General features: G+C 65.8%; 9 protein-coding genes. 5 read left to right on the top strand and 4 right to left on the bottom strand.

Features of this window, described 5'->3' with window-relative positions; genetic code table 11:
• Positions 1–38: 38 nt before the first annotated feature.
• A complete protein-coding gene (locus GVM20_RS02375; RefSeq protein ID WP_166545698.1) occupies positions 39–1,451 on the bottom strand; it encodes a M28 family peptidase in 1,413 nt (470 codons plus the stop codon).
• A gap of 120 nt (positions 1,452–1,571) precedes the next feature.
• Here GVM20_RS02375 and ettA point away from each other — a divergent pair, with 120 nt between their 5' ends.
• Entirely contained in the window at positions 1,572–3,245 is a 1,674-nt protein-coding gene (ettA, locus tag GVM20_RS02370; RefSeq protein ID WP_166545697.1) for an energy-dependent translational throttle protein EttA, read from the top strand.
• A gap of 52 nt (positions 3,246–3,297) precedes the next feature.
• On the opposite strand, the gene GVM20_RS02365 is transcribed toward ettA, so the two are convergent.
• Positions 3,298–3,882, bottom strand: coding sequence for a pyridoxamine 5'-phosphate oxidase family protein (locus tag GVM20_RS02365; protein ID WP_166545696.1), 585 nt, complete (start codon positions 3,880–3,882; stop codon positions 3,298–3,300).
• Between the two features lie 178 nt (positions 3,883–4,060).
• Between GVM20_RS02365 and GVM20_RS02360 the strand changes: the two genes are divergently transcribed.
• Both GVM20_RS02360 and GVM20_RS02355 read left to right on the top strand, forming a co-directional pair.
• A complete protein-coding gene (locus tag GVM20_RS02360; RefSeq protein WP_234031803.1) occupies positions 4,061–5,320 on the top strand; it encodes an RcnB family protein in 1,260 nt (419 codons plus the stop codon).
• Between the two features lie 81 nt (positions 5,321–5,401).
• Positions 5,402–6,064 carry a prolyl hydroxylase family protein gene (locus GVM20_RS02355; protein WP_166545695.1) on the top strand — a complete coding sequence of 221 codons (663 nt, stop codon included), beginning with the start codon at positions 5,402–5,404 and terminating at the stop codon, positions 6,062–6,064.
• A gap of 17 nt (positions 6,065–6,081) precedes the next feature.
• On the opposite strand, the gene GVM20_RS02350 is transcribed toward GVM20_RS02355, so the two are convergent.
• Positions 6,082–6,615: a DUF1003 domain-containing protein gene (locus GVM20_RS02350; RefSeq protein WP_166545694.1), complete on the bottom strand. Its 534-nt coding sequence runs from the start codon at positions 6,613–6,615 to the stop codon at positions 6,082–6,084.
• Entirely contained in the window at positions 6,612–8,228 is a 1,617-nt protein-coding gene (locus tag GVM20_RS02345; RefSeq protein WP_199799405.1) for a lysine--tRNA ligase, read from the bottom strand. The genes GVM20_RS02350 and GVM20_RS02345 overlap by 4 nt, the downstream gene beginning before the upstream one ends.
• A gap of 414 nt (positions 8,229–8,642) precedes the next feature.
• Between GVM20_RS02345 and GVM20_RS02340 the strand changes: the two genes are divergently transcribed.
• Both GVM20_RS02340 and GVM20_RS02335 read left to right on the top strand, forming a co-directional pair.
• On the top strand, positions 8,643–11,270 hold the full coding sequence (locus GVM20_RS02340; protein ID WP_234031815.1) for an ATP-dependent DNA helicase: 2,628 nt from the start codon (positions 8,643–8,645) through the stop codon (positions 11,268–11,270).
• A complete protein-coding gene (locus GVM20_RS02335) occupies positions 11,267–11,806 on the top strand; it encodes a SixA phosphatase family protein (RefSeq protein WP_166545693.1) in 540 nt (179 codons plus the stop codon). The genes GVM20_RS02340 and GVM20_RS02335 overlap by 4 nt, the downstream gene beginning before the upstream one ends.
• The last annotated feature ends 31 nt before the right edge of the window (positions 11,807–11,837 follow it).

Raw genomic sequence — 11,837 nt, 5'->3', positions numbered from 1 at the left:
CCGAGCTCTATGCGCCCGGCGCGGCCAGCCTTGCGAGGCTATTGGCCCGCGATCGCCGGGGCCGAGGGGATCGGGGTGCCGGTCTGGATCGACATGCCTTCATTTGCCAGAATACCGACCACCTGAGTCCACACCGCGACGTTCTGGCGCAGCTGCACAATGTCGATCTTGTCGAGCGTATCATCGGGCGTGTGGTGCAGGTCGAAATAGCGGGTGCCGTCCTGCTGGAGATCGACCAGCGCGCCCTTCTGGTCGCGCACGATGTTGAGATCAGCGCCGCCGCCTGCGACATCGCTGCCGCTCGATACCCCGAAGCGGGCTACGGCCAACGCGATCTTCTTGTGCAGCGCTGGATTGGTCTCGCGGAAATTGCTGTCGAAGCGCCAGATGCGGTCTGCGCCGAAATCGCTTTCAAGGCCCACCGCGATGGGCTCGCTGATGTGCGCCTTGCTATAGGCTACCGAACCGAACAGCCCGACCTCCTCTGCTCCGGCAAACAGCACACGAATGGTGCGAAGCGGTTGGCCCGCCTTGCTCACATTGTGGGCCGCTGCGGCGATAATCCCGCAGCCCGCGCCATCATCGATCGCACCCGTACCGTTCCACCAACTATCGAGGTGGCAGGCAAGCAGCACCGGCGGGAGCGAGGGATTGCGGCCCACGATCTCGCCGACCACGTTGCCGCTCTCGGTCTGGCCGACGAAGCGCGGGGTGAGCACAAGCTTCATGGTGATCGGCTTACCGCCCGCGCGCTGGAACATCCGTTCAAGGTTGGCCGCATCGGGATTGCTCAACGCGCCTGCCGGGGTGGGAGTCACCCCCTCGGGAAAGTCCGTGCCGCCCGTGTGCGGATTGCGGTGGCTATCCGTGCCGACCGACTTGATGACAGTCGCGACTGCGCCTTTCTTCGCTGCGATGCCCGCCGCAACCCAGCGCGTCGGCCCGGCAAAGCCGTACTGGCTGCCGTCCTGCGTGCGGGTCATGGCGTTGCTGACAAAGGCGATCTTGCCCTTCAGGCTGCCTTCGGCGGCAGCGACCAGGTCGGTGACGGATTTGAACATCACCACTTCGGCTGTGATCCCGTCCGGCCCGGTCGAGGCGGTATCACCCAGTGGCGCGATGGCGAAGCTCTGCGGATAGGGGCTGACGATCTCGGCCTTGCCCGGTTCGCCCGGCACCCAGGTCGACATCATGAACGGCTCGTCCGCCACGTTCGAGAAGCCGTTTGCCTTGAGCCATTGGACTGCCCACGCCCGTCCGCGCGCCTCGGCTTCGGTGCCGGCCTGACGCTGTCCGACTTCGGTGGTGATCCCCTCGACGAAATCCCAGGCGAAGGTGTCGCTTTCCAGCGCCGCATCCGCCTGTGTTTCCAGCGTCGGGGTCTGGGCCAGAGCAGCAGTTGAAAGCAGAGCGAGCGAAAGCGCGGCAAGCGCGGGTGTGATGCGGTTCATGGCGCAGGTTGCTATCCCCGCCCCGCGGCTAAGTCTAGCCGCTTGCCCTCGCCCTTCCCCTTCCCTATCTGCGCAGCCAAACCTCACCACCCGATTTATCGATCCCGAAGGACCAATCCGATGGCCGCGCAATACGCCTATGTCATGAAGGGCATGACCAAGAGCTTCCCCGGTGCCCAGAAGCCGGTGCTCTCGAACATCTCGCTGCAATTCTATCAAGGCGCCAAGATCGGCATCGTTGGCCCCAATGGCGCGGGCAAGTCGACCCTGATCAAGATCATGGCCGGCATCGACACGGACTTCACCGGAGAGGCCTGGCCGGGTGAGAACATCACCGTCGGCTACCTTGAGCAGGAGCCGGAGCTGGATAACAGCAAGACCGTGCTCGAAAACGTCAAGGACGGCGCGCGCGGGATCGCCGACATGGTCGACCGCTTCAACGAAATCAGCGCGCTGATGTGCGAGCCCGATGCCGATTTCGAAACCCTCGGCGCGGAAATGGGCGAGCTTCAGGACAAGATCGATTCCGTTGACGGCTGGACGCTCGACAATCAGCTCGAAGTGGCGATGGAAGCCCTACGCTGCCCGCCGGGCGATTGGCCCGTGGAAAGCCTGTCGGGCGGCGAAAAGCGCCGCGTCGCGCTGACCCGGCTGCTGATCCAGAAGCCTTCGATCCTGCTGCTGGACGAACCGACCAACCACCTCGACGCAGAATCCGTGCAGTGGCTCGAAAACCACCTCAAGGAATATGCCGGCGCGGTGCTGATGATCACCCACGACCGTTACTTCCTTGATAACGTAGTCGAATGGATCCTCGAACTCGATCGCGGATCGTACTACCCCTACGAAGGCAACTATTCGACCTATCTCGAAAAGAAGGCCAAGCGTCTGGAGCAGGAAAGCCGCGAGGAAAGCGGCAAGACCAAGGCGTTGCAGCGCGAACTCGAGTGGATCCGGCAGACACCCGCCGCGCGCCAGACCAAGTCCAAGGCGCGTATCCGCAAGTTCGAAGAACTCCAGAACAGCCAGGACAGCCGCCAGGTCGGCAAGGCGCAGATCGTCATCCAGGTGCCCGAGCGCCTCGGCGGCAAGGTGATCGAGGCCAAGAACATCACCAAGGCCTATGGTGACAAGCTCTTGTTCGAAAACCTCAGCTTCATTCTGCCCCCGGGCGGGATCGTCGGCGTGATCGGGCCGAACGGCGCGGGCAAATCGACGCTGTTCAAGATCCTCACCGGCAAGGAGACTCCGGACAGCGGCACGATCGAGATCGGCTCGACTGTTCACCTCGGCTATGTCGACCAGAGCCGCGATCACCTGAACCCTGCCAACAATGTGTGGCAGGAAATCAGCGATGGCCTCGATTACATGAAGGTCAACGGTCAGGACATGAGCACGCGTGCTTATGTCGGCGCGTTCAACTTCAAAGGCGCGGATCAGCAGAAGAACGTCGGCAAGCTTTCGGGCGGTGAACGCAACCGCGTGCACATGGCCAAGATGCTGAAGCAGGGCGGCAACGTGCTGCTGCTGGACGAACCGACCAACGATCTCGACGTCGAAACGCTGGCCGCTCTGGAAGACGCGATCGAGAACTTCGCAGGCTGCGCTGTGGTCATCAGCCACGACCGCTTCTTCCTTGATCGCCTCGCCACGCACATCCTCGCCTTCGAAGGCAACAGCCATGTCGAATGGTTCGAAGGCAACTTCGAAGCTTACGAGGAAGACAAGCGCCGCCGTCTGGGCGACGCGGCCGACCGTCCGACGCGCCTCGCCTACAAGAAGCTGACGCGCTGATTCGCCTTCGGGCCGGGCCAATCAACCCGGCCTGATCGCGTCGCGTTGGCGTTCAGGGCGAAACCCAGCGCCCCTCCCAGTCACCAGTCGCCGCGCGGGCAAACTGCGCGCGGACGTGGCCGGTATGCGCAAGATAGAGCCAGTCGAATGCGGTGAGCGTGATCCGCAGGAGGGCGAAATTCTCCCGCGCCGGGACGAGCTGGGCGTCATCGGGCTCGACCCCTTCGAACTCCGCAGGCAGGCCCGATGTCGGTGCGTCCGAGCCGCTGCCCGGCCCGTCGCCCAGATAGCAGCGCCGCGCAAAATTGGTGCTCGAACCCCAGGCCGCGTCGACCTCGGCACCGCTGGTGACAATTGCCGCCGTGCCGCGGGCGCGTATCTGGATCTTGGCGCCCTTGTCATAGAACAGCACCGCAATGCGCGGATCAGCGGCGACCACCTTTGCCTTGGGCGCGCGCGCATCGGTGTGAAGCCGCAGCGTCCATCGCTCGCTGTCGAAGGCACGCAGCACCATCACCCGCGCATCGACATCACCGGTCACAATCACCGGCGTGTGCATCGGCGACTTACGGTCACGCGGCGCACGAATCAGGCGGTTGCGGCAATCGGTGAGGACTTCGTCGAGCGCTTCAAACATGGCGCACGCCTTTGGCGGCAAAGCCTGCGGCGTCAAGCACCGGCGCCGATGTTCACATTCATCGCATTTTTTCTGAACATCGGCGAGCCGGTTCATCCCTGCGACAGTCTGCGAATCGTAATACACATCATCTCAACAAGCCGGTTGTGGTGGGCCGGCTCTTTTGGAGGCATTCCCAATGATGACTCTCTTTTCGAGAAGCGGATCGCTCGCGGCCTTGGCCGTGGCGCTCGCCTTCTCCCTTCCCGCCACCCCTGCCGCTGCGCAGGATTATCAGAACGGTCGCGGCGAAGCCCGGCAGCAGGCGCGGGCCGAGCGCCAGCAGGCCCGGGCGGAAAACCGCAGCGCCCCCTCGCGGGTGCAGGTTGAACGCGCCGCGCCGCAGCGCGCTGCACGCGTCGACGCACCCCGGCCTGAACGGGCCGCTGCCCCGCGTCCGGTTCCCGCTCAGCGGGCCGAACGTGCGGTCGCTCCGCGTCCGGCTCAGGGCGGCTTCGGCGGCGACGTTGCAGCCAGAGTTCAGGCAGCCCAGCGTGCCAATGGCCCCAACCGCGGGGGCGCTGGGCGGGCCGAGCGCATCGACCGCCGGAGCGAAGCGCGCGCAGATCAGGTCGACCGTCGCAGTGAGCGGCGCGCCGAGACCATAGACCGTCGCAGCGAACAGCGAGCCGACCGGGTCGAACAGCGCGGCGATATCCGTGCCGGCCAGCTTGACCGGCGCGGACGCGATGGTGCTGCTGTCCGGGTCGACCGCCGCACCGATGCGCGCGCTGACCGAATCGAAAACCGCGGCGATCGCCGGGCGGATCAGGTCGAAAACCGCGGGGATCGCCGCGCTGACCGCATCGAAAATCGCGGTGACCGCCGGGCCGACCGGGTCGACGGCCGCCGTGACGATTGGCGCGATGGCCGCGACGGGCGCCGGGATGGCCGCTTCGACAATCGCGGAGGCGGCTTCAACGGTCAGGTACGCGACATCGCCCGCGATGCCCGCCGTGCCGATGCACGCGGTAACGACTGGCGCGATGGCCGCCGCGACAACTACCGCGATGGCCGGAACAACTGGCGGCGTGACGATTGGCGCCACAGCTGGAACGGCCGCCCGGGCTGGGACAACCGCGACTTCCGCCGCTGGAACAACAGCTGGCGCAATGACCGGCGCTATGGCTGGACCGATTGGCGGCGCAGCAACAGCTACCTGTTCCGCCCCGGTCCCTACTATGCGCCGTTCCGGTCGCACCGCTACAGCCGGGTGGGAATTGGCTTCTATCTCGACAGCCTGTTCTTCCAGCCGCGGTTCTTCCTGAACGATCCCTACGCCTACCGCCTGCCCCCGGCCTACGGCCCTTATCAGTGGGTTCGGTATTATGACGATGTGGTGTTGGTCGACATCTACACCGGCGAAGTGGTTGACGTGATCCACGACTTCTTCTGGTAAGTTGTCAGAGACGAAAACGAGCCCCGTCGGAGCGATCCGGCGGGGCTTTTTTTGCGGAAGCCGGCTTGCTACCCGGCGGTGATGACCGCGTCCGTGCCTGACCAGAACGCCCTCGCCCGCCTCGGCGAACTGGTGCGCGGGCGGTTGGCGGACAATCCGGCTGTCTACCGGGTGCCCGCCGAACCGGTCGAGTTGTTCGCCATCGGTGACTTCCTTAGCGCGGATGAATGTACCCGGCTCTGCGCCATGATCGACGCGGTCGCGCGGCCCTCGGCACTGCATGAGCTGGACTACGCGAGCGGATTTCGCACCTCCTATTCGGGCGATCTTGATCCGCGAGATCCCTTGGTGGCCGCCATCTCGCAGCGGATCGACGATCTGCTCGGCGTCGAGGCTGCGATCGGTGAGCCGGTGCAGGGTCAGCGTTACTTCCCGGGCCAGCAGTTCAAGCCGCATAATGACTGGTTCTACGTGACCGAAGGCTATTGGCCGCAGGAAAAGGCGCGCGGCGGACAGCGGTCGTGGACGGCGATGGCCTATCTCAACGCGGTCGAGGCTGGCGGGGCGACCGCCTTCACCGCGCTTGGCATCCAGATCGAGCCCAAGCCGGGTGTGCTCCTGCTGTGGAACAACGCCCTGCCCGATGGCTGCCCCAACGAAGCGACGCTTCATGCCGGGTTGCCTGTGGAGCGGGGCGCGAAATACATCATCACCAAGTGGTATCGCACCCGCGCGTGGCGGTAGGAAACCCTCCGGAGCGCTCAATCCTTCGGCGCGACTTCAGCGGCTTCCTTGCGCTCGGCGTGCGCCGCCTGCGCCAGCTTCTCCACCCGGTGGGCCAGCCGCAGGATTTCCAGCTGCGTGCGCAGGTTCACTTCGTAATCGTGGCGCGCGGTGATGCGGTCTTTGCGGGCTTGCCGGTTCTGGCTCATCAGAATGATCGGCGCCTGCACCGCAGCCAGCATCGACAGGATCAGGTTGAGGAAGATGAAGGGGTAAGCATCGAACGGCTGCACCCCCATCAGCTCCAAGGCCCCGCTGTTGAGCGTGGTCCACAGAACCAGCACCACGCCGAATCCGATGATGAAGCCCCAGCTGCCCCCCACGGCGGCAACCCGGTCTGCCAGCCGGTCGCTCCAGGTGTCATGACCCTGCGCCAGTTCATCGGCATCGCGGCCCGTGAAGCTGCCGGAGGCGACCCGCCGCAAAACGCGCTGTTCGTCCGCCTCCAGATCATCGAACTCGCGGCCCAGCAGGTCGCGCGCAAGCTGGTGCGGATCGGCCTCGCGCCTCATGCCTTTGCCAGCGCCTCGGCAATAAGCTGTCGGGTCGGCGCAATGCCGTAAAGCGCGATGAAGCTCCCCATGCGCGGGCCTTGTTCCGATCCGAGCAGGGTCTCGTAGAGCGCCTTGAACCAGTCACGCAGGCTTGCAAAGCCGAACTCCTCGATCTTGCCGATCTCGTAGACGATGGTTTGCAGGTCTTCCGCGCTGGTGGCGGGATCAGCCTCGGCCAGCGCCGCGTCGAGCGCGTGCAAGGCCCCCACCTCGCCGCCGACCGGCGCGCGCTTGGCCAGCGTGGGCGCGACGAAATCGCGGTTATAGGCGAGCGCCTTGCCCACCAGCCCATCGAGCGCCGGGTGCGCCGCCGGATCGGCACCCTCGACGTAATTGCCGAGGTAAGACCACACCGCCTCCCGCGTCGCGCCCGCACCGAGCACGCCCACAAGGTTCAAGAGCAGGCTGAACGGCACCGGCAGCGTATCGCCCGCGCCGGGAGCTTCCGCGCCGGCGAAAGACTGGTTCGCGCGCAGCAGGTGCCACACCGGGTTGCCCAGCTGCTTGTCGATTTCCTGCCCCGGCAAGGCGCTGCGGAACTGCCAGTAATCATCCACCGCCTTGGGGATCACACCGGCATGCAGCTGCTTGGCGCTCTTGGGATTGGCGAAGATGTAATGGCCGAGGCTCTCCTCGCTGCCATATTGCAACCACTCCTCGATCGAGAGGCCATTGCCCTTGGACTTGGAGATCTTCTCGCCCTTCCCGTCAAGGAACAGCTCGTAGATCAGGCCTTCGGGCTTGGTGCCGCCGAGCACGCGGGCGATCTTGCCCGACTGGATGCCGGAGTCGGTCAGGTCCTTGCCGTACATTTCGTAATCGACGCCCAGCGCGACCCAGCGCATCGCCCAATCGACCTTCCACTGGCACTTGGCCATGCCGCCCAGGGCCGATTGTTCGACGGTGCTGCCGTCTTCATCGGTGAAGCGGATGATCCCGGCGGCGGCGTCCACCACCTCGACCGGCACCTGCAACACCGCGCCGGTGGTCGGCGAAATCGGCATGACCGGCGAATAGGTGCGGCGGCGTTCCTCGCCCAGCGTGGGCAGCATGATGTCGAGGATAGCGCCAAAATTGGCGAGCACGCCCTTCAGAGCCTCATCGAACTTGCCGCCATTGTAGCAATCGGACGAACTGACGAATTCATATTCGAACCCGAAGCGGTCGAGGAAGTCGCGCAGCATCGCGTTGTTGTGCGCGGCGAAGCTTTCGAACTTTTCGAACGGATCGGGGATGCGCGACAGCGGCTTGCCGAGATGTTCGGTCAGCATGGCACGGTTCGGCACATTGTCCGGCACCTTGCGCAACCCGTCCATGTCATCGGAGAACGCGACCAGCCGCGTTGCAGCGCCGCCCGTCAGCGCCTCATAGGCGCGCCGCACCAGCGTGGTGCGCAGCACTTCCTGAAACGTCCCGATATGCGGCAGGCCCGAGGGGCCATAGCCGGTCTCGAACAGCACGCCGCCGGGCTTGCCTTCCGGATAGCGCTTGGCAAGGCGTTGGGCCTCCTGAAACGGCCAGGCCTTGGAGTTCTGTGCGGCGGCGATAAGGGCTTCGGGCGTGATGGTCATAGTGGGGCGGCTATTAGGGATAGAGCAAAGGCTTGCAAGCGGAATGGGCGGCGGAAAGGTGACAAAGGTTACACCCTGTCACCTTGGTAAAAACCGATATTTCTGTTTTCTATCATAGCTTTATACTCGAAAACCGGTCGCGGACGGACAGGGGGAAATGCGGCATGTTGCCGCATCATCGCCCGCCATTTTCGTTTCTGTAGCCCGCCGCCGCCCTGTAGGACACCCGGCGGGGCACAGCAGGCGCACCTTGCGTTTACAAGTGACGGTCGCTCGCCCATTTAAGGCACTGTGACCTCTCCCTTTACCCTGCCCGACGCTCTGCCCTTGCCGGCGCTCCATGCCAGCCACGGCGGTCATTGGCTGCGTGCAGCCGACGGGCGCACCAACGCGGTGTCGAAGGGCGATGCGATCATGGCCGCCGCCGATACGCCGGTGCTGATGCTCAACGCGCCGCTGGTGGCGAGCCGGTTGGGATATCCTGACCTGTCGGGCCTCGATCTGCTGGAGGCTTTCGCCTTCATCCACCCCGCCCGTTTCTGCGTGCCGACCCCGCGCGGGTTGGCCGAAGCGTTGGGCCTGCCGGTGCCGGAGAACGATGCGGCCGTGCCGGAAATGCTCCAGCTGGCGGCCGGCGCGCTGATTGCGGCGTGTCAGGACCCCGAATGGTTCGAGCGCGAAGGCGCGTGGAGCGCGGTGCAATCGCTGGAGCGCTTGCGCTGGCCGTGGGCGCAGGTGCTGCGGCCGCACATCGCCAAACCCGAAAAGGCCGAGCGCTGGCTGTTCGCCAAGCTGCCCGAATGGGAAGAAGCGGGCGAGCGCCCGGCCCCGCGCCAGGTGGAACTGACCCCGCCTGCGGTGGAGGCACAGCTGGCGCGGCTGACGGGTGACGGCGCCGAACAGCGCGAAGGTCAACGCGCCTATGCCAAGGACGCCGCGCGCATCTTCGCCCCGCGGTTGCGCGAAGGCCGCCCGCATCTCGGGCTGGCGCAGGCGGGCACCGGAATCGGCAAGACGCTGGGCTACCTCGCGCCCGCCTCGCTCTGGGCCGAGCAATCGGGCGGTACTGTGTGGGTGTCGACCTTCACCAAGAACCTGCAACGCCAGCTGCGCGCCGAAAGCCGCCGGGCGTGGCCTGCCAAGCGTGCGGACGGATCACCACCAGTGGTGGTGCGCAAGGGGCGGGAGAATTACCTCTGCCTGCTCAATCTGGAGGACGCGCTGCAAGGCGGGTTCGCAGGCCGGGCAGCGATCCTCGCGCAGTTGGTGGCGCGCTGGGGCGCTTTCACCCGTGACGGGGACATGGTGGGCGGCGACCTGCCGGGCTGGCTCGGCACGCTGTTCCGCAAGCGGGGGATCGCGGCGCTCACCGACCAGCGCGGAGAATGCATCTATGCCGGGTGCCCGCATTACCGGAAGTGTTTCATCGAACGCGCCGCGCGGGATTCAGCGCAGGCCGATCTGGTGATCGCCAATCACGCCTTGGTGATGGTCAACGCTGCGCGCGCGCGCGATCCGAACCAGCGCCCGACGCGGCTGATCTTCGACGAAGGGCACCATGTATTCGACGCGGCGGATTCGACCTTCGCCGCCACGCTGAGCGGGCAGGAAACCATCGAACTGCGCCGGTGGATCATCGGCCCCGAACGCGAGGCGCGCGGACGCAGGCGGGGGCTGGCCGCACGGCTCGCCGATATTGCCAGCTATGACGAGGCCGGGGCCGAAGCCATCGCCGCCGCGTGCAAGGCCGGGCAATTGCTCCCCAGCGACGGGTGGCTGCAACGCCTTGCCGAAAACGCGCCCTTCGGCCCGGTCGAAGCCCTGCTCGCCGCCGTGCGCACCGCCACCTATGCCCGCGACGAAAGCGGCGGGATTGACGCAGGCTACGGGATCGAGACCGAGGCGGCGGGCCTGCCGGGCGAAGTGATCGAGGCTGCCAGCAAAGCCGCCGAAGCGCTCGCCAGCATCCGGGTGCCGCTGATCCGGCTGGGCGGACGGTTGGAGGCAATTCTGGCCGAACCGCCCGACTGGCTCGACGCCCAAGGGCGCGCGCGGATCGAAGGGGCGCGGTTTGCATTGGCGTGGCGGATTGATCTGCTCAGCGCGTGGGAAGCGCTGCTGGCGCGGCTCGGCGGCCCGGCTGACCCCGATTTCGTCGATTGGCTGGCGGTCGACCGCTCCGACGCGCGCGAGTTCGATGTCGCCATTCACCGCCGCTGGCTAGATCCGATGAAGCCCTTTGCGCGCGTGGTGCTTGAACCCGCGCACGGCGTGCTGCTGACCAGCGCCACTCTCACCGACCGCACACCAAGCGATGACGTCTGGGCCAGCGCGATCCAGCGTTCGGGCGCGGCGCATGTCGAAAGCACGCCGCTGCTCTCGGCCGCCGAAAGCCCGTTCGACTATGCGACCCGCGCCGAAGTGCTGATCGTCACCGACGTTGCCAAGGGCGATCTGCCCGCGCTGGCAGGTGCCTATGCCCGGATCATCGAGGCTTCGGGCGGCGGCGTGCTGGGCCTGTTCACCGCCATCCGCCGCTTGCGCGCGGTACATGGACGGATCGCCGACCGCCTCGCCCGCGCGGGCCTCCCCGTCTATGCCCAGCATGTCGACCCGATCGACACCGGCACACTGGTCGATATCTTCCGCGACGATCCGCGCGCCAGCCTGATCGGCACCGACGCCTTGCGGGACGGGGTGGACGTTCCCGGCCATTCGCTCCGCTGCGTGGTGCTGGAGCAGGTGCCGTGGCCACGGCCCGATATCCTCCACAAGGCGCGCAGGCTGGCAGGCGGCGGCTCGGCCTATGACGACCGCATCATCCGCGCCAAGCTGGCGCAGGCCTTTGGGCGGTTGATCCGCAGCAAGGATGATGCAGGGCACTTCATTGTGCTCTCCCCTGCCTTCCCGTCACGGTTGCTGTCAGCTTTCCCTCCCGGCACCCCGGTGCTGCGCGTGACGCTCGATCAGGCTTTACAACGCCTCGCGGCTGGTGTTGTGGGCAATCCTACGTCCCTTGCGCAAGGTGCCCTGCTGCCATGAAGATCCTCGGCCTTCTGCGCCACGCCAAGTCCGACTGGGACGACACCGCCCAGCGCGATTTCGACCGCGGGCTGAACGCGCGCGGTAAGAAGGGCGCGGAACTGATCGGCAAGCATATTCGCGACCACGGGGTGAAGTGGGACCGGCTGATCGCCTCGCCTGCGGTGCGGGTGAAGCTGACGCTGGAAGGCGCGCTGCCCGATGTGCCGGTGATCTATGACCAGCGGCTTTACCTCGCCAGCTTCGACACCATCGTGGAGACAATCGAGGCCCACGCCGGCAGCGGCGACGACGAGGCGAAAGCGATCCTCATTTCCGGCCACAATCCGGGATTGCAGGACGTGCTGCTGGAACTGGTCGCGCCGGGCAAGGAGAACGCGCTGTTCAAGGAAGCGGTCGTGAAATTCCCGACCGCCGCCTACGCCGTGCTGGAATGCGATATCGAGCACTGGTCCGATCTGAAGCGCTACTGCGCCGAACTGGTCCACTTCGCCCGGCCGCGGGATTTTGACCCGGAACTGGGGCCGGAGAGCTAAAGCCCTTTAACTCCCCTCCCCTTGCGGGAGG

The sequence above is a fragment of the Porphyrobacter sp. SLTP genome (genome assembly GCF_009905735.1).
Taxonomy (GTDB): domain Bacteria; phylum Pseudomonadota; class Alphaproteobacteria; order Sphingomonadales; family Sphingomonadaceae; genus Erythrobacter.
This window is presented reverse-complemented; position numbering and strand designations above follow the sequence as displayed.